This is a genomic window from Pseudomonas sp. GW821-FHT07F01 (genome assembly GCF_059418825.1).
On the sequence record NZ_JBWKQO010000006.1, the window covers coordinates 654,445 to 677,577 of the forward strand.

Here is a 23,133-nt window from a genome sequence, read left to right on the forward strand (position 1 = left end):
AGCGCGCAAGTTTACGCGAGACGCCCCTTGGGAGCGAGGGGGATGCCCTGTGCTTGGTCGCAAGGACGGTTGATCAGGGAATGGCCGCTGCGCGGTTCGCGAGCAGGCTCGCTCCTGCAGGGCGGCGGCGGATACGACAAGGCCGCTCGAAAGCGGCCTTGTCGGTGTGGCGGGTGCCGATCAGTGTTGCTCGGCCAGCTTGTGCTCGAGGTAGTGAATGTTCACGCCCCCTTTGCAGAAGCCTTCGTCACGGGTCAGGTCGCGGTGCAGCGGGATGTTGGTCTTGATCCCGTCGACGACGATTTCGTCCAGCGCATTGCGCATGCGCGCCATGGCTTCGTCACGGGTGGCCCCGTAGGTGATCAGCTTGCCGATCAACGAATCGTAGTTCGGTGGAACCGCGTAACCGCTGTACAGGTGCGAGTCGACGCGCACGCCGTTGCCGCCCGGGGCATGGAAATGCTTGACCGTGCCTGGGCTTGGCATGAAGGTTTTCGGGTCTTCGGCGTTGATCCGGCATTCCAGCGCGTGGCCGCGGATCACGACGTCGTCCTGGGTGAACGACAGCTTGTTGCCGGCGGCAATGCTGAGCATTTCCTTGACGATGTCGATACCGGTCACCATTTCCGATACCGGGTGCTCTACCTGCACGCGAGTGTTCATCTCGATGAAGTAGAAGCGGCCGTTCTCGTAGAGGAACTCGAACGTGCCGGCGCCACGGTAGCCGATGTCGATGCACGCCTTGACGCAGCGGGCGAAGACTTCCTGGCGGGCGGTCTCGTCGATGCCCGGTGCCGGCGCTTCTTCGAGGACCTTCTGGTGACGACGCTGCAGCGAGCAGTCGCGGTCGCCCAGGTGGATGGCGTTGCCCTGGCCGTCGGACAGCACCTGGACTTCCACGTGACGTGGGTTGGTCAGGAACTTCTCCAGGTAGACCATCGGGTTGCCGAACGCCGCGCCGGCTTCGGAGCGGGTCAGCTTCGCCGAGGCGATCAGGTCTTCTTCCTTGTGCACCACGCGCATGCCGCGACCACCACCGCCACCGGCGGCCTTGATGATCACCGGGTAGCCGACTTCACGGCCGATGCGCAGGGCGGTTTCCTCGTCTTCCGGCAGCGGGCCGTCGGAACCTGGAACCGTCGGTACGCCGGCAGCGATCATGGCGTGCTTGGCGGAAACCTTGTCGCCCATCAGGCGGATGGTCTCGGCTTTCGGGCCGATGAAGGCGAAGCCGGAGTTTTCCACCTGTTCGGCGAAGTCGGCGTTTTCCGCGAGGAAGCCGTAGCCAGGGTGGATCGCCGTGGCGCCAGTGACTTCAGCGGCCGCGATGATGGCCGGGATGTGCAGGTAGGACTGCGCGGCTTGCGCAGGGCCGATGCATACCGATTCGTCTGCCAGGCCCAGGTGCATCAGCTCCTTGTCGGCCTTGGAGTAGACGGCTACGGTCTTGATCCCCATTTCCTTGCAGGCACGCAGGATCCGCAGGGCGATTTCGCCGCGGTTGGCGATCAGGACTTTTTCCAACTTCGCAGGCTTCAACATCAAAGACTCTCCGCGGTTCAAACGATGGTGAACAGCGGTTGGTCGTACTCAACCGGCTGGCCGTCTTCGACAAGAATGGACTCGATCACACCGCTGGTTTCAGCTTCGATGTGGTTCATCATCTTCATCGCTTCGACGATGCACAGGGTGTCGCCCTTCTTCACGCTCTGGCCGACTTCAACGAAGGCTGGCGAGGTAGGCGAAGACTTGCGGTAGAAAGTACCGACCATCGGCGAACGGGCCACGGTGCCGTTCAGCGCGGGTGCGGCCGGTGCTGCAGGAGCGGCGGCAGCAGCAGGAGCGGCAGCGGCAGGCGCAGCCACTGGAGCGGCAACCGGAGCCGGTGCGTAGTACTGCTGGGCTGGAGTCTTGCTGTGGCGGCTGATGCGTACGGACTCTTCGCCTTCCTTGATCTCCAGCTCGTCGATGCCGGACTCTTCCAGCAGTTCGATCAGTTTCTTAACTTTACGGATATCCATGAATCATCAACTCCCAAGGGTCGGTCAGGGGCGTTTATCGCTTGTCGTTCAAGCGTTTGCCTGACGTTCAAGCTGTTCTAGGGCGGCCTCCAGGGCCAGTCGGTAACCGCTGGCGCCAAGGCCGCAGATCACTCCCACCGCAACATCGGAGAAGTAGGAGTGATGACGGAAAGGTTCGCGTTTGTGCACGTTGGACAAATGCACTTCGATGAATGGGATGCTCACCGCCAGCAGCGCGTCACGTAATGCGACGCTTGTATGCGTAAAAGCTGCTGGATTGATCAAAATGAAATCCACGCCTTCATCGCGGGCGGCATGGATGCGCTCGATCAATTCGTACTCGGCATTGCTCTGCAGGTACTGCAGATGGTGCCCGGCATCACGGGCCCGTTGCTCCAGGTCCTGGTTGATCTGGGCCAGGGTGGTTGCACCGTAGACCCCCGGTTCACGGGTGCCGAGCAGGTTCAGGTTGGGTCCGTGAAGAACCAGTAGGGTGGCCATCGGTTGTTCCTTGTTATCGGGGGCTGTTGTCAGAACCCGGCGACTATGCCGGAAAGACTTTATGACTGTCCAGTTCTCTGCAATAGCCAGCACGATGACCGATGTTTGCGCAAAATATGTGACCGACAGGTTAAATCCGGTCATTTGCCCTCAAGAAGGGGGGCGTGCTTCTTGTCGCCCGTTTCGTCGCTGATGGCGGTGGGTTGTGGTTTGCGCGCCCGTTTCAGAGCCTAGACGCGGAACGCTTGGACTGCCGTATGCAATTGCCCGCCCAGGTCCAGCAGGTTCTCGCCCTGGGCCCGGCCTTCGCCGATGCGCAGCAGGTTGTCGCCGCCCAACTGGTGGATGCGTTCGCTGTGATCGCGGATTTCGCTCACCGCGCCGCTCTGCTGGGCAGTGACATCGGCGATCCGCACGGCGGTATCGGCGATGGTCTGGATCGCCCCGACGATTTCGTCCAGGGCGCCATCGGCGGCCTGGGCCTGGCCGGCGGTGGCCTCGGCGTGTTCGACCTGGGCGCGCATGCCTTGTACCGATTGCTGGGCTGCGGCCTGCAGGCCGGCGATCAGGGTCTGGATCTCCGCGGTGGCCCCGGCGGTGCGCTGGGCCAGGGAGCGCACTTCTTCGGCGACCACGGCAAAACCGCGGCCCATTTCCCCGGCGCGGGCGGCTTCTATGGCGGCGTTGAGGGCCAGCAGGTTGGTCTGGTCGGCGATGGAGCGGATCACCGTCAGCACGCCGCCGATGGTGGCGGACTCCTGCGCCAGGTGTTCGATCATCTGCGCATTGCCCTGGACTTCCCCGACAAGGGCGTGCAGCCCGGTGAGGCTCAGGCCTATGACTTTCTGCCCCTGCTGCACGGCGAGGCCAGCACTGCGGCTGGCGTCGGCGGCCTGGCTGGCGTCCCCGGCGACCTGCTGGATGGTGGCTTCCAGTTCGCCCAGGGCATCGCGGATCTGTGCGGTGTCGCCGGCCTGGCGCTCGGCGCCGCTGTGCAGGCCGCTGCTCAGGTCGGCCAGGGCGCGGCTGCTGCCGGCCACTTGTTCGGCGTTCTGGCGGATGGTGCCCACCAGGTCCACCAGGTAGGCGCGCAGGCGGTTCAGGGACTCCTCGATGTCATGCAGCTCGCGGTTGGTCTTGCCCAGCTGGATCGGTCGGCTGAAGTCGCCTTCGGCCCAGGTCGACAGCGCCGGGGCGAGGTTGGTCAGAACCCGCGCCAGCTTGCGCTGCAAGGTGTCGATCACCAGGGCGATCAACAGGATCAGGCCGATCATCAGCCCCTGCATCAGCCGCACTTCGCCCTGGATCTGCCCGTGCTGGGCCCGTACCGCCGGTTCCAGCTCGGCGATGGCCTGGCGCACGGCGTTGATCTTCAGCAGGGTTGCGGCGCTCAGGTCGGCGCGCTTCTGGATCTGCTCGCGGGTGCGTTGCAGTTCTGCCGGATAGCGGCTGAGCAGGCTGTTGAGTTCACGCTTGAAGCCTATGCCGGCATCTTCGGCGGCGGCTTTTTCGGTGTTTTCCAGGCCCATCATGGCGGCGAAATCATCGGTGCCCGATTCGCTGCTGGCGGCCACGCCCAATAAAGGCAGGGCTTCGAGCTGATCGGCCTGGGCGCGGATGCTGTTCACTTCCCGTTCCACATCGGCGGCCAGCTCGCTGCGGCCACTGCTCACCAGCTTGTCCCGGGCCAGGGAGAGCTTGCCCAGGTGCTGGGAGGCGGTGAGCAATAAAGGCAGGTAGTTCGCCGCTTCCGCGCTCTTGGCCCCGCTGGCGTACTGGCTGAGCTGCTCCAGGTTGGCGCCCAGCTCGCGTTCGGCCTGCAACAGCAGGGCCTGGGGATCGCCTGCCAACTTGCCGGCGGCCAGCAGGTCGGTCTTGCTGAAGTCGTCGAGGCTGGCCAGGCTCGGGCGCAGGCTTTGCGCCAGCGGTAGCGGCAGTTCGCCCAGCTCGCCCTGCAGGGTTTCCAGGGCCTGGGCCGCACTGCTCAGGCGCAGGGCATCGCCGCTGGCCAGGTAGTCTTCGATATTGCGCGCCACCTGGTTCTGAAACTGCTGGGACAGCCCCAGGTAGCGCTCCATCAATAGATAGGGGCGTTCCAGGGCCCGTTGCGACCACCACAGCGTCGCCCCCAGGGCGAGGCAAACGGCAACGAGCAGCAGGGTATTGAGATTGGTCAGCAGCTTCAGGCGCATCGGGGCTCTACCAACGGCTTAAATGGTAAGCGCCTGAATTTATTGCGTTTGTATTACAAGGTTATGACCGAATCGGTGGATTCGGATGAAAAGATGGCACTTTGACTTGATCGCGCGGCCTGGACCCGATTGCGCCCGCCATGCTTGGCCCGGTACAGGGCTTCGTCGGCCTGGCTGGCCATCATCAGGCTGTCGGAATCCTCCTGCATTTCCACCACCCCGGCGCTGAAGGTGCACCACAGGTCCTGGGGCTGGGCCGGGTAGTGGATCTCGGCAAAGCGCTGGCGGATTTCGTCCAGAACCTTGCACGCGGCGTCCTGGTCGGTGTCGGGCATGACAATGGCAAATTCTTCGCCGCCGTAGCGGCCGATGAAGTCGGTCTTGCGCAGGCGCTGTTTGAGAAACAGCGCCAGGCTCTTGATCACCCGGTCGCCCATGGGGTGGCCGTGGCTGTCGTTGACCCGCTTGAAGTGGTCGATATCCAGCATGGCGAAGCTCAGCGGCTTGCCCTCGCGACGGGCGCGGAAACTGCAGTCTTCCAGCAGTTGCAGGATATGGGTGTGGTTGTACAGGCCGGTGAGGCTGTCGCGGACCATCCGCGCCTTGAGGTTGCGCGCCCGGGCCGCGCGGTTGCGCACGGTGGTGATCAGGTGCCGGGGCTTGATCGGCTTGGTGAGGAAGTCGTCGCCGCCTTCGCTCATGGCGTCCAGCTGCTTGTCCAGGTCGTCCTCGGCGGACAGGTAGATGATCGGCACGCTGACGTAGCGGTCGTTGTGGCGGATTACCTTGGCCAGTTCGGTGCCGGTGCAGGCCGGCATGTACATGTCGAGAATGATCAGGTCCGGCTGGAAGTCCGCCAGCTCGGCCATGGCCTGGATCGGTTCGATCAGGGTGCGGGTGACGATCCCGGCACTGTTGAGCAGGCGCTCGGTGTGCAGGGCCTGGGCCCGGGAGTCGTCGATGATCAGCACTTTATAAGGTTCGTACTGGGCGACGCAGGTCAGTACTTCGATTTTTTCCAGCAGGCTGGAGGCTTCCAGGGTGCCGGTGAGGAATTCCTGGCCGCCGGCGCGCACTGCGGCCAGGCGCGTCGGGGTGTCGGTTTCATGCAGGCTGAAGAACAGCAGCGGGAGTTTCTGCTCCAGGCCGACCTGGGCCTCGGCGGCCAGGGTCAGGCCCATGCCGGCACCGCAGAAATCCACATCGATGACGATGGCCGCCGGCAGGCGTTCGACCATGGACGAACGAAAGGCCGGAATGCTGTCCAGGGACTGGGCGCTGAGGCCGAAGAATTCCAACTGCTTGGCCAGGCGCTCGGCCCGGTCGTGGTCCTGCAGCATCACGTAGATCGGCTTGCGCAGGGGCGGCAGGAAGGTCTGTTCCAGTTGGTCGCCTTGGCGCAGCCCGGTGCGCGACAGGCGCTGCATCAGGCGGTTGAGGTCGGTGATCAGGTTGCTGCTGAGGCGGCCACGGTTGGCGTCCACCGCTTCCAGGGACTGGCTGATGCTGCGGGCCAGCTGGGTATGTTCGGGTTGTTCGAAACGTTCGGCGAAGCGCAGCAGGCGCAGGTTGGCCTCGCACAGCTCCGACATGTCGGTGGTCGACCATTCGCTGCGTTGCAGACGCTGCCATATCTCAAGAATCTGACGTGCCTGATGAATTACCCGCTGGGCAAAGTGGTGCTTGAGGCGCTCACGGCTGGGGTCTTCTGGCTCGGTCATATCCTGACTACTAGTTAGGGTGCATGCTGAGATCGACTGGTGGCTCTATGCTAGCACCACTTTTGTGTCCCATGAGTGTCGTACGTCAATAATGTGCAAAGCGACGTTATTCAGTTCCTGACCGACTGGTCGCGTAGGCTCCGGACTGTGCTTCATTTATAGTGGCCAGCTGATTCGCAATCATTGCGCGGCGCGCATTTGCCGGAAGATTTATCCCGTCAAGGCAAGGCACGATGGAGTAGGGTTGTGGTCGAACCGATGAACTCAAGTGATTGAAAGGACATAGCCATGCTGGATTGGAAGAATCGCGCAGGCAGCGCGCCGGATCGTGCTGCCGAACCCAAGTCGGCGACACGCAGCTATTTCGGTGGCCTGCTGTTCAGTCGTGCCCTGGCCACCTTGCTGGGCCTGTATCTGCTGGTCACCGGTGCCCTGGGCTGGTACTGGAGCCAGGAGCCGGCGCTGTTCCCGGTCCAGCAGAACGCCCAGATCGCCGCCGAGAAGGAAGGCCGACAGATGGTGGTGGGCTACACCACCGTGGAAACCCTGAAGACCGTGGTCGGCACCCTGCTGGACAAGCCGGGTGGCTACATTTCCAACGACCGTTTTCCACCGGGGCTGTGGATGGACAACATGCCGAGCTGGGAATACGGCGTGCTGGTCCAGGTCCGCGACCTGACCCGTGCCCTGCGCAAGGACTTCGCCCGTTCCCAGTCGCAGTCCGCCGAAGACGCCGACCTGGCCAAGGCCGAGCCGCGCTTCAACTTCGACAACAAGAGCTGGATCCTGCCGTCCAGCGAATCGGAGTACCAGGAAGGCATCAACTCCCTGAGCCGCTACCAGGCGCGTCTGTCCGATCCGAACCAGAAGACCGCGCAGTTCTATGCCCGCGCCGACAACCTCAACAACTGGCTGGGCGACGTTGGCACGCGCCTGGGCTCGCTGTCCCAGCGCCTGTCGGCCAGCGTCGGCCGGGTCAAGCTCAATACTGCTCTGAAGACCGAAGTGCCGGCCCCGGGCCAGGGCCCGCAGGTTGATGAAGAAGTGGTGGAAACCCCGTGGATGCAGATCGACAACGTGTTCTACGAAGCCCGTGGCCAGGCCTGGGCGCTGTCGCACCTGCTGCGGGCCATCGAGGTGGACTTCGCCGATGTGCTGGCGAAGAAGAACGCCACCGTCAGCGTGCGCCAGATCATTCGCGAACTGGAAGCGTCCCAGGAGCCGGTCTGGAGCCCGATGATTCTCAATGGCAGCGGCTTCGGCGTGCTGGCCAACCACTCGCTGGTGATGGCCAACTATATTTCCCGGGCCAACGCGGCGGTCATCGACTTGCGTCAATTGCTCAATCAAGGCTGATCCATGGTCGCAACCGACAAAGAGGCGGCCCACCGCGCCGCCTCCGATGCAGAACAGATTGCCTGGGTCGATGGCGAAGACCAGTTGCTGGGTGCCATGGTCCGTTCCGAGTTGCGCGAGCGCGGCCTGATCGGGCGTGGCACCTACATCATGCTGTTCAACTCCGCCGGTGAGCTGTGCGTGCACCGGCGAACCCTGAGCAAGGCCATCTATCCGGGCTACTGGGACGTCGCTGCCGGCGGCATGGTCCTGGCCAGCGAGAGCTACGCCGAGTCGGCCGCCCGGGAACTGGAGGAGGAACTGGGGGTGAGCGGGGTGGAGCTGGTCGCCCACGATCATTTCTTCTTCGAGGACACCGGCAACCGCCTCTGGTGCTCGGCGTTCTGTGCGGTGTGGGACGGCCCGCTGCGCCTGCAGCCGGAAGAAGTCCTCGAAGCGCACTTCATGCCACTGGATCAGGTGCTGCGGGAAATCCACGAAAAGCCCTATTGCCCGGACTCCCTGGCTGCCCTGCAGCGCTATCTGGCACGGCGTCGCTAAAGTTGCATAAATTGGCGCTGATTGGCTCTTAGCAACCGGGCTTTTTGCCGTTACACTGCGCGACTTTTCAAGCTGAACCAGGCTGCCCTGGTTCAGTAGCGCTGCCCCTGCCTGAGTGGGGCTTCGCGGTCGATGGCACCGCCATGTGCTTCGACCAGTCTTTGTCCTCCCAAGAGGATTGCCGGTGGCCAAAAAAGCCGCATCCTTCGCCGCCCTTGGTGGCCTGGTATTTTCCACCGACGCAGGTCGACATTGCCCGGACTGTAGCCAGCCGGTAGCCGCCTGTATCTGCAAACAAACCGTGATCCCGGCCGGCGACGGCATTGCCCGCGTGCGCCGCGAAAGCAAGGGCCGTGGCGGCAAGACGGTGACCACCATCACCGGCGTGCCCCTGGCCGAAGATGCCCTCAAGGAGCTGGCCACGACGCTGAAGAAGCGCTGTGGCACCGGCGGCGCCCTGAAAGACGGCGTCATCGAAATCCAGGGCGACCATGTCGAGCTACTCTTGGCGGAACTGGTCAAGCACGGTTTCAAGGCGAAGAAGTCCGGCGGCTAGCAGCCTCTGTGAAAACCACCTGTGACTGGACCCTGTCTTGATTCGCTCAGGACACCGGCGTCGTCTCCATGGTTTTCACAGAGCCTGTTCATGAACGGTTTCTAAACTCGGCACGGCGGGCGCGGTCTATTGCGCTTGCAGGCTAATCGTCATTTTCATTCTTTAGACTGCGCCAGCCCTGGAGTGGGGCGGCGCTCTATGACTTCTTTATAGGGGACTTCGATGTCCGTACGACGCACACGTAAAGACGATGGCAGCCAATGGACAGTTGCGGACAGCCGCAGTGTCTACGGGATTCGCCATTGGGGGGCCGGGTATTTCGCGATCAATGACGCCGGTCGCGTCGAAGTTCGTCCGAACGGCCCGAGCAGCTTGCCCATCGATCTGTTCGAGCAGGTCGAGGAGTTGCGCAAGAGCGGCTTGTCCCTGCCGTTGCTGGTGCGCTTCCCGGACATCCTCCAGGACCGCGTGCGCCAGCTGACCGGTGCCTTCGACGCTAACATCGGGCGCCTGGAATACCAGAGCAAGTACACCGCGCTGTACCCGATCAAGGTCAACCAGCAAGAAGCGGTGATCGAGAACATCATCGCCACCCAGAATGTTTCCATCGGCCTGGAAGCCGGCTCCAAGCCGGAGCTGCTGGCGGTACTGGCCCTGGCGCCCAAGGGCGGCACCATTGTCTGCAACGGCTACAAGGACCGCGAGTTCATCCGCCTGGCGCTGATGGGCCAGAAGCTGGGCCACAACGTGTTCATCGTCATCGAGAAAGAGTCCGAAGTGGGCCTGGTGATCGAGGAAGCGGCGTCCCTCAAGGTCAAGCCACAGGTGGGCCTGCGGGTGCGCCTGTCGTCCCTGGCTTCGAGCAAGTGGGCCGACACCGGTGGTGAAAAGTCCAAGTTCGGCCTGTCGGCGGCGCAACTGCTGTCGGTGGTGGAACGTTTCCGCGCCGCCGGCCTGGACCAGGGCATCCGCCTGCTGCACTTCCACATGGGCTCGCAGATCGCCAACCTGGCGGACTACCAGCACGGCTTCAAGGAAGCGATCCGCTACTACGGCGAGCTGCGCAACCTCGGCCTGCCGGTGGACCACATCGACGTCGGCGGCGGCCTGGGTGTGGACTACGACGGCACCCACTCGCGCAACGCCAGTTCGATCAACTACGACATGGACGACTACGCCGGCGTGGTGGTGGGCATGCTCAAGGAATTCTGCGACGCGCAGAACCTGCCGCACCCGCACATTTTCTCCGAGAGCGGCCGCTCCCTGACCGCCCACCACGCCATGCTGGTGGTGCAGGTCACCGACGTCGAGAAGCACAACGACGACGTGCCGCAGATCGACAACAAGCAGGAGCTGCCGGAAACCGTGCAATGGCTGGTGGACCTGCTGGGCCCGACCGACATTGAAATGGTCACCGAAACCTACTGGCGCGCCACTCACTACATGAGCGACGTGGCCGCCCAGTACGCCGACGGCAAGCTGACCCTGGCCGAGAAAGCCCTGGCCGAGCAGTGCTACTTCGCCGTATGCCGGCGCCTGCACAACTCGCTCAAGGCGCGCCAGCGTTCCCACCGCCAGGTGCTGGACGAGCTCAACGACAAGCTGGCCGACAAGTACATCTGCAACTTCTCGGTATTCCAGAGCCTGCCGGACACCTGGGCCATCGGCCAGGTCCTGCCGATCCTGCCGCTGCACCGCCTCGACGAAGAGCCGCTGCGCCGCGCGGTGCTGCAGGACCTGACCTGCGATTCCGACGGCAAGATCAAGCAGTACGTCGACGAGCAGAGCATCGAGACCAGCCTGCCGGTACACGGCCTCAACGAGGGCGAGGACTACCTGCTGGGGATCTTCCTGGTGGGCGCCTACCAGGAAATCCTTGGTGACATGCACAACCTGTTCGGCGACACCGACTCGGTGAACATCTACCAGCGGGCCAATGGCAGCGTGTACCACGCCGGGATCGAGACCCACGACACCATCGAAGACATGCTGCGCTACGTGCACCTGTCGCCGGAGGAGTTGATGACCCACTACCGCGACAAGGTGGCCAGCGCCAAGATCAGCGCCGCCGAGCGTACCCAGTTCCTTGACGCATTGCGCCTGGGCCTGACCCGTTCGTCCTACCTGTCTTCCTGACAGCCCCGGCGAACCCTGGAAACCCACCGCTTGCGGTGGGTTTTTTTTGCCCGCAATTCAGGCTGTGCGGCCTGCGGGCACGAGGTTCAGCGAGCCTCGGCGAACCAGCGGTCGCGGCGCTGCAGGTGCCAGGCGAAGGCGCCCAGGGTCAGGCTGCGCAGGAACATGAACAGCAGGAACGTCAGCCACAGGCCGTGGTTGCCCAGGCCTTGCAGCGCCCAGGCAAAAGGCAGCAGCAGGAGCACGGTCAGCAACATGCCGTTGCGCATTTCCCGGGCCCGGGTGGCGCCGATGAACAGGCCGTCCAGCAGGTAGCTCCAGACCGCAATCAACGGCAGTACGGCGAGGTAGGGCAGGTAGGTAAAGGCGGTCTGGCGCACGTCGGGAATATCGGTCTGCATTTCGATGAACAGGTGGCCGCCCAGCAGGAACAGCACGGCGAACCCCAGGCTGGCCAGCAGCGACCAGCCACCGGCTACCACCAGCGAGCGGCGCAGGGCCGGGCGGTCATGGGCGCCGATGGCGTGGCCGCACAGGGCCTCCACTGCGTGGGCCAGGCCATCGAGGGCATGGGCGGTAAGCAGCAGGCCGTTGAGCAGCAGGGCATTGGCCGCCACTGTGGCATCGCCCAGACGGGCGCCTTGCACGGTGATCAGGAAGAACACCGACTGCAGGGCCAGGCTGCGGATGAAGATGTCACGATTGACCGCCAGCAGCGGGCGCCAGCTCTGCCAGCGGCGCAATGCCGCCCAGGCGATTTGCCCCGGATAGGCCCGCAGGGCCGGCCGGGTCATGGCCAGGCCGACCAGCGCGCCGCTCCATTCGGCGATCACCGAAGCCCGGGCCGAGCCCACCACGCCCCAGTCCAGGCCGAGGACGAACCACAGGTTGAGGGCGATGTTCAGCACGTTGGTGCTGAGCAGGATGGCCAGCGGTGCCCGGGCGTTCTGGGTACCGAGAAACCAGCCCACCAGGGCGAAGCTGGCCAGGGCCGCGGGCAGGCCCAGCAGGCGGGTGTGGAAAAAGCTCCGGGTCATCTGGTCCAGCTCCGCCGAGGGCTGCATCAGGTGCAGCGCCGCGCCGCTCAGGGGCACGCCTATGGCGCCCAGCAGCAGCGCCAGCCCCATGGCCAGTATCAAGCCCTGGAGCAGGATCTGCCGCAGCGCCGCCCCGTCGCCGCGCCCGGCGGCCTGGGCGGCGAAGCCGGTGGCGCCCATGCGCAGGAAGCCCATGGCCCAGGCCAGGAAGGTATAGAGGCTGGCACCGACCGCCACGGCGCCCAGCTGGTGGGCGTGGGGCAGGTGGCCGATCACCGTGCTGTCCACCAGCGCTACCAGGGGCACGGAAATGTTCGACAGGATCATCGGCGCGGCCAGGGCCCAGACGCGGCGATGGGTGGGGCGGTGACGCCAATCGGAAGTCAGGGGGGGCATGCAGGCTCCTTGCGAGAGCGGGCATTGTACCCGGCGCCCGCGGGCGCCGGGGGTTAGTGCGGGGGGATCAGTGGATGATCCAGCTCAGCAGCCAGAGGCCGAGCACCAGCCAGATGATGCCGAGGATGATCGAGGCTCGCATGAAGGCGCGGATCGCCGAGTACAGGAACATCAGGCCGATGATCAGGGCAATGATGCTGACGATCGAGGTGTCCATGCCCAGGGCGCGGGACAGGCCGTCGACAAAGTTGCCACCGGCGTGGGTCAGGGTATTGAACAACCCGCTGAGCAGGTCGACGATAAAGCGGATCACCGAGCCGATGGCCTGGCCGAGCCATTCGAAGAAACTTTCTACCTGCATGTGCGCGTCCTGATGAAAGATGGGCCGAGTGCCCGAGCTCAAGCTTGGGCCATGAACACCCGTGGCGAGTTCCCTGTTAAGCATAGAAGCTGCCGGGGGTTGCGCATTCTGGAGGAGCCGGCTTGCCGGCGAAAGCGCTCTTGCGTCCCACGCCCATCCCCCGGAAGCTATACGCCTTCAGGAGACCCCGATGAACCTAGAGCAACTGACCCAACGCCTGCACGCCATTCGTGACCGCAACGATTGGCGGCAATTTCACAGCCCGAAGAACCTGGCCATGGCCGCCAGCGTCGAAATGGCCGAGCTGGTGGAAATCTTCCAGTGGCTGAGCGAGGACCAGTCGCGGCAACTGCCAGCAGACAAGCTGGCCCATGCCGGCCAGGAAGTGGGGGATATCGTCCTCTACCTGCTGTTGCTGTGCAGCGAGCTGGGGTTGGACATGGACCAGGTGGTACGCAGCAAGCTGGCGGACAGCGAACGGCGGTTCTGCTCATGAGCGACCGGCATTTCGACCAGTTGGCGACCCGTTTCGCCGAGAAGATCTATGGCGGCGCCAAAGGCGCGATCCGCCTGGCGGTGCTCCAGGCCGATCTCAAGGAAGCGCTGCCCGAGCGGCCACTGCGGGTGCTGGATATCGGCGCCGGGCTGGGGCACATGTCCTTGTGGCTGGCCGAGCGCGGGCACCAGGTCACCCTGGCCGAGCCCGCCGCGCCCATGCTTGAAGGCGCCCGCCAGCGCTTTGCCGACGCCGGGCAGCAGGCCACCTTCATCCAGGCGCCCTGGCAGGAACTGCTGGGGCAACTGACCGAACCCTACGACCTGGTGCTGTGCCACGCGGTGCTGGAATGGCTGGCCGAACCCCACGCGATCCTGCCGGTGCTGCATCAGTTGACCGCCGCTGATGGTTGGCTGTCCCTGGCCTTCTACAACCGCGACGCACTGGTCTACCGCAACCTGCTCAAGGGCCACTTCCGCAAGATGCGCAAGAACGACATGGCCGGCGAGAAACAGAGCCTGACCCCGCAACAGCCCCTTGATCCTCGCGAGCTGGCGGCGCAACTTGAGGGCCTGTGGCGAGTCGAAAGCCAGAGCGGAGTGCGGGTTTTCCACGATTACATGCCGGTGGAGTTCCAGGCCCGTGCCGAGCTGACGGATCTGCTGGAAATGGAGCTGGCTCACCGTCGACACCCAAGTTTCGCCGGGCTTGGGCGTTATCTGCATTGGCTGTGCCGGCCGGTCTAACGGAGTGTGCAATGAAACACCGCCTGGGTCTGATCCTCCTGTGTTCGGGGCTTGCCGCCTGTCAGGGCAGCAACCCCTATGTCGCCAGCTCCAACCCGCTGCCGCCGGCCCCGCCGCAAGCGGCCAACACCTTTGACCGCAGCGCCTACCCGGCGCCGCAACGGGACTATGGCCGCTACCGCAACTGGGCCTGGCTCAATGGCCGCCTGCCCAGCGGTTCGGCCTGGGCCGACTCGGCGCAGATTGCCGAGGCGGTCAGCAATGCCCTGGATCAGCAGGGTTTGCGCCCTGTGCATGACAACCGGCCGGCGGACCTGTGGGTCAGCGCCGACCTGCACCTGGAAAAGCGCCTGCGCCAGGTCCAGGACGACTACGGGTATGGCGGTTACGGCGGCTATAACCGTTATGGCCCGGGCTACGGCATGTACGGCAGCGTGCCGGTGGTGCGCACCTACGAGGTGGAAGTGGTGGTGGTGCGGGTCAACCTGTATGACGGCGCCAGCGGCCAACCGGTCTGGAGCGCCAGCGCCGAGACCAGCAGCCGCGGCAGCCTCGGCGAGCGGGCCGATGCCTTGCGTGAGGCGGTGCAAAAGGCAATGGCGACCTATCCTCCCAGTTAGGATCGCCCCCGGTTTTTGTCTTCAAGCGGAGAAACAGCATGTTCCATCGAATCGCTCTACTGGTGTGTGCCGCCTTGCTCAGTGCCTGCGCCGCCAACCAGGTCAATCATGACTTCGACGCCAGCCGGGACTTTGGCGCCTACCGCAGTTGGAACTGGAAAGAACCCGCCCTGCAATACCGCCCGGATGATCCACGGATCAAGAGCGACTTGACCGAACAGCGCATCCGCCAGGCGGTGGCCGAGCAACTGGACCAGCGCGGCTTGCGTCCGGCCCAGGGCGGTGCCCGGGCCGACCTGAATGTGCAGGCGTACCTGATCGTCGAGGACCGCCAGCAGCAGGTCACCACCAACTATGGCGGCGGTTGGGGCGGCCCGTGGAATGGCTACTGGGGCGGGCCGATGTACAACGAAACCCGCAACATCACCTATAAGGTGGCAACCATCCAGATCGACCTGCTGGACGGCAAGGACGGCAAGCTGGTGTGGCGCGGCAGCGACGAGCAGATGCTCAGCAGCTCGCCCAACCCGGCAGATCGCAGCGCCGCGGTTCGCACTACGGTGATGCGCATCCTGCAGAACTACCCGCCCCACTGAAACCTTCGACCGGGCAGGGCGGCACAGGGTGTGCGGCCCTGCCTGCTGCCGCCAGTCCGGCGCCCCTGCGCCCCGGCCGGCGTCTGCCACGGCCTTTGACTACACTGCTTTCATCGATGGAGATAGCGCTCGGCTGCGAGCCGGTAAAGGAGTGCCCCGATGTCTCCCCTGAAGCGGTTTTACGGCCCGGCCCGTCAGCGCGGGGCCATTGGCCTGATGGCGGCGGTGACCTTCGGCCTGGCGTTGTTGCTGATGTTGCTGGTAGTGGACAGCGGCCGGCTCTACATGGAACAGCGCAAGTTGCAGCGCGTGGCGGACAACGCCGCGCTGGAGGCCGTCAGCCGTGGCGGCACCTGCCAGGCCGGCCTGACGGCCGCCGCCTACGCCGGCCAGAACGCCACCCGCAACGGCTTTACCGTAGCCACCGGCAGTAGCCTGAGCACTTCCTGCGGTTCCCTGACCACCGGGGCCAACGGCCTGCGGACCTTCACTGCCAACCCTGCACAAGCGGTGGCGATACGGGTGATCGCCACCCATACCGTGCCCATCAGCGTGGCATCGGGGGTGACGGCCCTGTTCACACCGGGGCCGATCAACCTCACCACCCAGCTCAGCGCCACGGCCGTTGCCGCGGCGCCGACGCCCACCGTGGCGCAGTTGAGCATTCGCAGCACCCTGGGCACCGTCAGTACCGCGCAATCGAGCATTCTCAACCCACTGGTGGGCGGGATGCTGGGGGGCAGCCTGAGCCTCAGCGCAGTGGGCTGGAACGGCTTGCTCAACACCAACATCAACCTGCTGAGCTACCTCAACCAACTGGCGATCAATCTGGGGGTGGCCGCTGGCAATTACACCCAGTTGCTCAATACCACCACCAGCGTGACACAACTGATCCAGGCGGCGATCACCGTGGTCCAGGCCAATGGCGCCACCGCCGACATCCTGACCGCCCTGGGCAACCTGCAGGTTGCCGCGATCAATGCCGCGCCCTTGAAGCTGGGAGATATCCTGCAGTTGCAGACCGGCCTGCCCAGCACCGCCCTGGATGCCAACCTGCAACTGTTCCAGCTGTTGCAGGCGGTGATCCAGTTGTCCAACAGCAACAGCGCGGTGGCGGCGACCTTGCCGATCAACGTGCTGGGGCTGGCCAATATCACGGTGCAGGCCAAGGTCATCGAGCCGCCGCAGTTGTCGGCCATCGGCAATCCGGCGCTGGCCAAGGCCGATCCCATGGGCGCCAACCGGATCTATGTGCGCACTGCGCAGGTACGGACCCTGGTGCGGGTCAATCTGTCCCTGCCGCTGGTTTCCGGGTTGAGCACCGCGGTGGGCAACCTGGTGGCGCCGCTGACCCCGGTGTTGAACAGCCTGCTGAGCCTGAACCTGGTGGCGACCCTGGGTTCGGCGTTATGCCTGCTGGGGGCGGGGTGCGAACAGCTATACCCGGCCATCGCCTCCTCATCGGAGATCGACCTGAGCCTGGACGCGGGGGGCGCGATTGCCTATGTCACCGACTACAGCTGCCCGGTGAACAACAGCGGGACCAAGAGCCTGACCGCCCATGCCATCAGTTCCATCGCCGACTTGAAGGTCGGCCAGATCGACCCGGCCAATGCCTTTTCGTCTGCCGCCGAGCCCGTGGTGAAGCCGTTGCCGCTGGTGGACCTGGGCATACGCACCTGCTACCAGTTCCTGGTCCTGCCGGGGCGCTGCGACCCGGTGGTGCACTACGCGGGCGGCGGCATCGCGGTGATGGTCAACACCAGCGTGGCGCAGAATACCCAGGACCTGGTGTTCTCCAGCTCGGCGTCGCCGTTTCCGATACCGCCCAACGTCAACCAGACCCCGACTTACCAGACGGCGGCCCCGACCACGAACATCGTCAACAGCCTGGCGGGCACCCTGGCCGGCATCAACCTGATCGTCTACAAGCCGGTCAACAACAACCCGCTGGGGGCCATTGTCACGGGGCTGGCTTCGGCCATCAGCGGGGTCAGCAACCTGCTCACGCCGTTGATCACCGGGCTCCTGAGCCCGCTGCTGGACCCTCTGCTGAATAACCTGCTGTCGGGGCTGGGGATCAACCTGATGGACGTGGAAGTGGGGGCCAACCTCACCTGCGGGCAGACCGGCAAGGCCTACCTGGTGATCTGATCCGCCTCGGCGATCGGCAGTTCGATGCAGAAGCGCGCGCCGTCCTGGCTGTTGCTGACGCTCAGGCGGCCCCCCATGTTCTGCACGATGCCATAGCTCACCGACAGCCCGAGCCCGGTGCCGATGCCCACCGGCTTGGTGGTGAAGAACGGCTCGAAGATCCGCTCCAGCAGGCGCGGGTCGATGCCGCCACCATTGTCCTCGACCCACAGGCGTACCCACTGCTCGTCGCGCTGGCCGTACACGGCGATCCAGGGTTTGAAGTCGTGCTGCTTTTCCTGTTTGCCCAGCAGGGCGTCCCGGGCATTGACCAGCAGGTTGATCAATACCTGCTCCAACTGGTCGACAAACCCCAGCACCTGGACCTCGAACCCCAGCTCGCTGATCCGCAACTCCAGACCCTTGCCACGCATGCCTTCGGCCAGCAGCGAGAGGGTGCCTTCGATGGCGTGGGCCGGGTTGAACGGCTGCTGTTCCACTTCCGAGCGTCGGCCGAACACCCGCATGTGGTCCACCACCCGGGCCGCACGCTGGACCTGGGCGTCGATGCGCTTGAGCTTGTCGGTGAGGTAGTCGATCTGCACGTCGCCATTGCCCAGGCGCTTGAGCACGTTGACGATGGCCATGCGCATCACGTTGAGCGGCTGGTTGATCTCGTGGGCAAGCCCGGTGGCCATTTCCCCCAGGGTGGCCATTTTCGCGCTTTGCGTGAGCTGCTGCTGGGCGCGCCGGACTTCGGTGTTGTCGCGGCCCACGGCCTGGATTTCCAGCAGTTGCCCCTGTTCATCGAACACTCCGCGATCCGACCACACCCACCAGGCATGTTCGCGCCCGGGCAATTGCAGGTTGATCTCGGCGGTGCTCACGGGATATTCCGGGCTCAACAGCTTGAGCCGGCGCTCGAAGCCTTCACGCTGTTCGGCGGACAGCCACTGCCCCAGGTTGCTGCCCGGCAGTTCCTCGGGGGCGCATTCCAGGTAGGCCGCCAGCGGCCGGTTGCCGAAGGTCAGGGTCAGGTCCGGGCGATAGCGGCAGATCATCGCCGGCGAATCTTCCACCAGGATCCGATAGCGTTCTTCGCTCTGGCGCACCTGCTCGGCGGCCAGGGTTGCCTCGGTGACGTCCAGCCACAGGCCGACGGCTTCTACCGGCAACCCCAGGTCGTCGCGCAGCAGCTTGGCTTCGTCCAGCACCCAGTGGTATGCCCCGTGGCGATCGCGCAGCCGATAGCGGGTATGCACACTGCCTTCGCGCAGCAACTGGCGGCAGCGCTGGAAATACAGGTCGCGGTCGTCGGGGTGTACCCACTCCGCCAGGGGCTGCGCCGTGCAGTCCGCCAGGCTCCAGCCCAGCAGGGGGTGCAGGCTGGCGCTGAAAAAGCTCGGCTGCAAGGCGCCTTCCTGGTAACGCTGGACGTAGATCACCGCCGGTGAACTGGCGATCAGGTTGTCCAGCCGGGCATGGGCGGCGGCGGCCTGCTGCTGTTGGTTCTTGATGTCGCTGATGTCCAGCATGAAACCCACCAGGCGTTGGCTTTCCCCTCGGCCCAGGGCCTGGCCCTGCAAGCGATACCAGCGCTGGGGGGCGCTGGGGTCGGGCTCGTGCAGGCGCACATTGAGCAGCAGCGGCTTGCCCAGTTTCAGTTCCTGCAGGCGGCTGCTGAGTTCACCGCGGTCGGCGGGATGAATCAGTTCCAGCCAGGCCTGCACGTTCAGGCGAGCGCCATCCTCAGGCAGGTGCAGGCTGGCGGCCAGGCGGCTGGCCAGCAGTATTTCGGCGGTGTCCGGGCACAGCTCCCACCAGCCGGCGCCCAGCAGCCCTTGGAGGGCCTCCAGGCGTTCCAGGTGCAGGTGATGGCGATGCTCTCGCAGGCGACTGAGCAAGGGCCCGGCGAGGGCTGCGGCGAGCATCAGCCAGTCGCGATCCAGCAGGTACGGGGCATGCTGCTGGACCGCGTAGCAGCCGCACAAGAGCCAGGCGGCGACGCCGTGATCATCCCGGTACGGCACCAGGAAGCCTTCGCGATGGCCGAAGATGCCTTGCAGTCGCGGGTGTTCGTTGAGGCCCTGGATCTGGTTCAGGTGCTGCGGGGTGTTGCCGCTCAGGCTGTCCAGGCCGGCCCCCAGGGCCTGGCCTTCCTGCCACAGGCGCGGGGCGTCATGGGCGCTGTAGCAGCTGTGGATCACCCAGCCCTGCTCCTGCTCGTCGAGCAGGGCCAGGCCGAGACAGGGAATGTGCCAATAGCGGGCCAGGTCGGTGAGTTGGTCGTGGAGCACGTCCGGCAGGCGGGTCAGGTTGCACAGGCGCAACTGTTCGCTGGCCTGGGCGGCAAACACCCGGCACTGCTCGCGCCCCAGGGCCTGTTGCCGCTGCTGGACCAGGTCGCCGATATCCAGCAGTTGCAGGTGCCATTCCTGCCCACAGCGCTGGACCCAGCCGCGCAGGTGCAGGGGCTGGCCGCCGGCGCCGCGCAGGTCCAGGTCCAGCACCTGGCCGCTCCAGTCGGCAGGGCCGCCCTCAAGGGCCAGGACGCTGCCGGGCAATACGTAGTCCAGCAGGTGCGGTGGCTCCCGGGAGGGGGGCAGCTGGATCAGGCTGTGGCGCAGCGGGCCGTGGCTGGTGAGGATGCGCCCCTGTTGATCGAGCACCAGTTGCAGGCCCACCGCCTGGGGCGGCAGCGGGCTGTGCGGCTGTGCGGCGGGAAGCGCCTGGCGGCCCAGTAGACGTCCGAGCAGCTTGTCGCCAGAGGTCAAAATTGCAGACTCGAGCTAGCGGTCAGGGTGGTGGGCAGGCTGGGTACCGGGCCGATTCCCGGCAGCACCAGCCGCGGCAGCACCTGGTTCAGCTTGCTGGTGGGGTAGTTCACCGAGACCGTCAGCACCCCGGCGCTGTACACCGCGCTGTAGTCGGTGGCGGCGAAGTTGAAGGGCGGGGGAATCCACTGGGTCTGGGTCTGCACCACGCTGTTGGCGAGGTTCTGCACCGTGGTGGCGTAGTTCGGGGTATTGGGGTCGACCATCACCGCGCGACGCACCGCTTCGGCAGTGGCCTGGTGGAACGACTGCATCATCAGCAGCGGCAGGCTGTAGCTGACAAGACCGTAGAACACCGCGAAAAAGATCACGAACACCGCGGCGAATTCGATCGCCACAGCGCCTTTCTGCTTTCTAGGGAGGCCCGGTTTCATGAGTGCGTCTACCCTGACAACCACTATGTCCATTGAGCATAGGACCATTCCGGCAAAAGGGACCGTTCTGGCTAATGCATTTCTGGGTTTTGTGGGGTTGGTTGGCAATCTGTGCGCTGCAGGATTTGCGTCAGCGGCATATTGCCAATGGTTTGACTCTTGGCGCCGCGCTCTTGGCGACGGTCTACCTGCTGTGGAGCGGCACGACCTGGCTGGGGGCCGGCGCGAGCCAGGGCGGTTGGGCGTTGTTGCTGGCGTTGCTGTTCACCTTGCCCGGCTACGCCAGCGGACGAATGGGCGCCGGCGACGTCAAGTTGATGGCGGCCCTGGGGCTGGCCTCCGGCCCCCTGTATCTGCTGGGGACGTTCATCGCCGCCGGTCTGTGCAGCCTGCTCTGGCTGCTTGTGCTCAGGCTCTGGCCCCAGCAGAAACAAGCACTTGATACCCCCGTGGCAGGGCGCGCTGGGAGGGGGTCAAAAAAATACCCTTTTGCCCCTTTTGTCCTGGCTGGAATGGTCTTAACTGTGAGCGTGATCCACTAGTCGCCGGACCCATTAATGCTATGTACATAGTCGGAAAGTAGGTCTAGGTTTTAAGTCGTGGCTGCCCGGATCATGCGTGGCAGCACAGGAGTGGCCAATCGGCGATTGGCCCGCACGGAGTAGCACGTGAACAAGCTCACCTCACAGATGAAGGTGCTCGTGGTCGACGATCAGCCCCTGATTGTCGAAGAGCTTTGCGAGTTCCTCGAAAGCAGCGGTTACCGTTGTGTCCCTTGCCAATCCAGCCGCCAGGCGCTGGAATGCTTCAACAGGGACCCGGAAATTTCCCTGGTGCTCTGCGATCTGCACATGCCCGATATGGACGGCATTCAGCTGGTCCAGGAGCTGCAACGGATGGCCGGCAAGCAGCGGGTGTTCGAAGCCATCATGCTCACCGGGCAGTCCGACAAGCAGGACGTGATCAAGGCCCTGCGCGCCGGCATCGCCGACTACTACCAGAAGCCCATCGACCTGGACGAACTCCTCGAAGGCCTGCAGCGTCAGGAGGTCGCCTTGCAGGAACGGCAGAAGAACCTGCACCTGGGGCACCTCAACCAGAAGCTGCAGTTTCTTTCCGAATCCATCGATGACCTGTACCAGGATCTGGACAAGGTCCGGCGCAGCCCGGCTACCAGCCGCAGCGAAGAGGCCCGGGGCGAAGGCGCCGGCGAAGGGGATGCCATCGAGATCCCGGCCATCTTCAACCAGCTGTCGCCGCGGCAACTGGATGTGGCCCGACTGGTGGGCAAGGGCCAGACCAACTACCAGATTGCCTGCGAGCTGGGGATCACCGAAAACACCGTCAAGCTGTATGTCTCCCAGGTACTGCGCCTGACCCACATGCATAACCGCACACAGCTGGCCCTGGCCCTGTCACCGAGCAATTCCGGGCTGCGCCAGCGGGTGACTGCCCACTGAGCCCGCGGCGGCGAGCCGTTCGCCACCGGTTGCGGGCTTTCTCCTACTTGGTTTCCACCTTGCCGCCGGCGTCCGGGTCGTACAGGTCCGGGATCTCGTATTTGTATTTCTTCAGCCAGCGCTGCAGCGCCAGCTCGCGTTCGGTGGGCGTGGCCGTCTGAGGCTGGGGCGAGGACGCCAGGTTGCGGTTCTGCAACAGTAGCCAGGCTTCGGTTTCCTGTTGCTGGGGTGAAGCAGGGCCGGCCTCGATGGCCTGGGCGGCCAGGGGCAGCGCCAGCAGGGCAGTGCAATAGAACATCGGCAGTTTCATCATCAGCGCTCCTTGGCGGGTGCGGCGTCTGGCTGCAAGGTGGTAGCGCCACTGGCGACCTGGGTCACCTTGGCGCGCGGGGCGGTCGGGGCCTTGAGCTCTTCGGCGCGGGCCTGGGCCTGGGCAAACTGCTGCGGGTTCAGGCTCGCCTGGCTGACCACTTGCGCGGCCTGCTGCCAGTTGTCCTGGTAGAGCAACAGGGTCACCAGGTTGATGGCCGCCAGGGGCTCGGACTGCTTGAGCTCGATGGCGGTGAGGAACTCGAAGCGCGCATCCTCGATGCGCAACTGGTTGAGGTAGACCACCCCCAGGTCATTGCGGATTTTTTCATTGGTCGGCGCCAGGCGCGCGGCCCGTTGCAGGTGCGCCTGGGCCTGGCCGTTGTCGCCCCTGGCTGCCGCCAACTGCCCCAGGCCGTGCTCGCCTTCGGCGGCCAGGCACGAGCCCAGCAGGCTGCGGTACAAGGGTTCGGCCTCACTGCGGCCCAGCAACCGATAGACTCGCGCCTTGCGTACGCGCACCTCGGCGAGGTTGTCCGGCAGGTTCTGCAGGTTGGCCAGGCTGGCGTGCAGCTTGCCATCGGTGGCCATTTCGTCGGCGAGGTTCACTGCCAGTTCCTGCTCGGAGCTGAGCTTGGCGCAACTGCTGGAGTTGGTCAGGGCCGCCCAGGGCGTCTGGCCGTTGCTGGCGCATCCTCCGAGCAGCAACAGGCCGGCAACGACAATCATGGCTTTCATCAGGTTCCCT

Annotated in this window: 22 protein-coding genes; 11 read left to right on the forward strand and 11 right to left on the reverse strand. The window is 64.7% G+C overall.

What is annotated here, in order from left to right; genetic code table 11:
• Positions 1-180: 180 nt before the first annotated feature.
• The 5 genes from accC to gcbA form a co-directional block, all read right to left on the reverse strand.
• A complete protein-coding gene (gene accC / locus AC07R1_RS24745; RefSeq protein WP_015633996.1) occupies positions 181-1,542 on the reverse strand; it encodes an acetyl-CoA carboxylase biotin carboxylase subunit in 1,362 nt (453 codons plus the stop codon).
• A gap of 17 nt (positions 1,543-1,559) precedes the next feature.
• Complete coding sequence (gene accB, locus AC07R1_RS24750) at positions 1,560-2,021, reverse strand: acetyl-CoA carboxylase biotin carboxyl carrier protein (RefSeq protein WP_015633997.1); 462 nt, start codon at positions 2,019-2,021, stop codon at positions 1,560-1,562.
• A gap of 48 nt (positions 2,022-2,069) precedes the next feature.
• Positions 2,070-2,522, reverse strand: a complete 453-nt coding sequence (gene aroQ, locus AC07R1_RS24755; protein ID WP_011059042.1) for a type II 3-dehydroquinate dehydratase — start codon at positions 2,520-2,522, stop codon at positions 2,070-2,072.
• 230 nt (positions 2,523-2,752) lie between these two features.
• Entirely contained in the window at positions 2,753-4,714 is a 1,962-nt protein-coding gene (locus tag AC07R1_RS24760) for a methyl-accepting chemotaxis protein (protein WP_236203705.1), read from the reverse strand.
• Positions 4,715-4,767: 53 nt separating this feature from the next.
• Entirely contained in the window at positions 4,768-6,435 is a 1,668-nt protein-coding gene (gene gcbA / locus AC07R1_RS24765; RefSeq protein WP_495111025.1) for a diguanylate cyclase GcbA, read from the reverse strand.
• 288 nt (positions 6,436-6,723) lie between these two features.
• Here gcbA and AC07R1_RS24770 point away from each other — a divergent pair, with 288 nt between their 5' ends.
• The 4 genes from AC07R1_RS24770 to speA all read left to right on the forward strand — a co-directional run bounded on the left by AC07R1_RS24770 (position 6,724) and on the right by speA (position 11,023).
• Positions 6,724-7,791: a DUF2333 family protein gene (locus AC07R1_RS24770; RefSeq protein ID WP_011059045.1), complete on the forward strand. Its 1,068-nt coding sequence runs from the start codon at positions 6,724-6,726 to the stop codon at positions 7,789-7,791.
• Between the two features lie 3 nt (positions 7,792-7,794).
• Positions 7,795-8,331, forward strand: a complete 537-nt coding sequence (locus tag AC07R1_RS24775; protein ID WP_011059046.1) for an NUDIX hydrolase — start codon at positions 7,795-7,797, stop codon at positions 8,329-8,331.
• Positions 8,332-8,515: 184 nt separating this feature from the next.
• Positions 8,516-8,887: a translation initiation factor Sui1 gene (locus AC07R1_RS24780; protein WP_015634001.1), complete on the forward strand. Its 372-nt coding sequence runs from the start codon at positions 8,516-8,518 to the stop codon at positions 8,885-8,887.
• A 222-nt stretch (positions 8,888-9,109) separates the two neighbouring features.
• Positions 9,110-11,023 (forward strand): arginine decarboxylase, encoded by a 1,914-nt coding sequence (gene speA, locus AC07R1_RS24785; protein ID WP_041115725.1) that lies wholly within the window; start codon positions 9,110-9,112, stop codon positions 11,021-11,023.
• An 86-nt stretch (positions 11,024-11,109) separates the two neighbouring features.
• Here speA and AC07R1_RS24790 read toward each other — a convergent pair whose 3' ends face one another.
• Together AC07R1_RS24790 and AC07R1_RS24795 are read right to left on the reverse strand one after the other, a co-directional pair.
• Positions 11,110-12,456 carry an MATE family efflux transporter gene (locus tag AC07R1_RS24790; RefSeq protein WP_495111026.1) on the reverse strand — a complete coding sequence of 449 codons (1,347 nt, stop codon included), beginning with the start codon at positions 12,454-12,456 and terminating at the stop codon, positions 11,110-11,112.
• A 67-nt stretch (positions 12,457-12,523) separates the two neighbouring features.
• Entirely contained in the window at positions 12,524-12,817 is a 294-nt protein-coding gene (locus AC07R1_RS24795; protein ID WP_011059050.1) for a hypothetical protein, read from the reverse strand.
• Between the two features lie 190 nt (positions 12,818-13,007).
• Here AC07R1_RS24795 and AC07R1_RS24800 point away from each other — a divergent pair, with 190 nt between their 5' ends.
• The 5 genes from AC07R1_RS24800 to AC07R1_RS24820 all read left to right on the forward strand — a co-directional run bounded on the left by AC07R1_RS24800 (position 13,008) and on the right by AC07R1_RS24820 (position 17,429).
• Positions 13,008-13,313 carry a MazG-like family protein gene (locus AC07R1_RS24800; RefSeq protein ID WP_011059051.1) on the forward strand — a complete coding sequence of 102 codons (306 nt, stop codon included), beginning with the start codon at positions 13,008-13,010 and terminating at the stop codon, positions 13,311-13,313.
• Positions 13,310-14,059, forward strand: a complete 750-nt coding sequence (locus AC07R1_RS24805; protein ID WP_011059052.1) for a methyltransferase — start codon at positions 13,310-13,312, stop codon at positions 14,057-14,059. Before AC07R1_RS24800 ends, AC07R1_RS24805 begins: the two co-directional genes overlap by 4 nt.
• Positions 14,060-14,070: 11 nt before the next feature.
• Positions 14,071-14,679, forward strand: a complete 609-nt coding sequence (locus AC07R1_RS24810; protein ID WP_015634003.1) for a DUF4136 domain-containing protein — start codon at positions 14,071-14,073, stop codon at positions 14,677-14,679.
• Between the two features lie 38 nt (positions 14,680-14,717).
• Positions 14,718-15,275 (forward strand): DUF4136 domain-containing protein, encoded by a 558-nt coding sequence (locus tag AC07R1_RS24815; protein ID WP_011059054.1) that lies wholly within the window; start codon positions 14,718-14,720, stop codon positions 15,273-15,275.
• A 159-nt stretch (positions 15,276-15,434) separates the two neighbouring features.
• Positions 15,435-17,429: a pilus assembly protein TadG-related protein gene (locus tag AC07R1_RS24820; RefSeq protein WP_495111027.1), complete on the forward strand. Its 1,995-nt coding sequence runs from the start codon at positions 15,435-15,437 to the stop codon at positions 17,427-17,429.
• Here AC07R1_RS24820 and AC07R1_RS24825 read toward each other — a convergent pair.
• On the reverse strand, positions 17,414-20,182 hold the full coding sequence (locus AC07R1_RS24825; protein WP_495111028.1) for an ATP-binding protein: 2,769 nt from the start codon (positions 20,180-20,182) through the stop codon (positions 17,414-17,416). The two genes, AC07R1_RS24820 and AC07R1_RS24825, sit on opposite strands and share 16 nt — an antisense overlap.
• Positions 20,179-20,616 (reverse strand): TadE/TadG family type IV pilus assembly protein, encoded by a 438-nt coding sequence (locus AC07R1_RS24830; RefSeq protein ID WP_011059057.1) that lies wholly within the window; start codon positions 20,614-20,616, stop codon positions 20,179-20,181. The genes AC07R1_RS24825 and AC07R1_RS24830 overlap by 4 nt, the downstream gene beginning before the upstream one ends.
• A 74-nt stretch (positions 20,617-20,690) precedes the next feature.
• On the opposite strand from AC07R1_RS24830, the gene AC07R1_RS24835 reads away from it, so the two are divergent.
• Complete coding sequence (locus AC07R1_RS24835) at positions 20,691-21,158, forward strand: prepilin peptidase (protein ID WP_220223638.1); 468 nt, start codon at positions 20,691-20,693, stop codon at positions 21,156-21,158.
• 126 nt (positions 21,159-21,284) lie between these two features.
• The gene (locus AC07R1_RS24840; protein WP_065364925.1) at positions 21,285-22,076 is read left to right on the forward strand and encodes a response regulator transcription factor; all 792 of its coding nucleotides are present in this window, start codon (positions 21,285-21,287) and stop codon (positions 22,074-22,076) included.
• Between the two features lie 43 nt (positions 22,077-22,119).
• On the opposite strand, the gene AC07R1_RS24845 is transcribed toward AC07R1_RS24840, so the two are convergent.
• The gene (locus AC07R1_RS24845) at positions 22,120-22,389 is read right to left on the reverse strand and encodes a DUF3613 domain-containing protein (protein WP_015634009.1); all 270 of its coding nucleotides are present in this window, start codon (positions 22,387-22,389) and stop codon (positions 22,120-22,122) included.
• Positions 22,389-23,123 carry a tetratricopeptide repeat protein gene (locus AC07R1_RS24850; RefSeq protein WP_492618003.1) on the reverse strand — a complete coding sequence of 245 codons (735 nt, stop codon included), beginning with the start codon at positions 23,121-23,123 and terminating at the stop codon, positions 22,389-22,391. The genes AC07R1_RS24845 and AC07R1_RS24850 overlap by 1 nt, the downstream gene beginning before the upstream one ends.
• Positions 23,124-23,133: the final 10 nt, after the last annotated feature.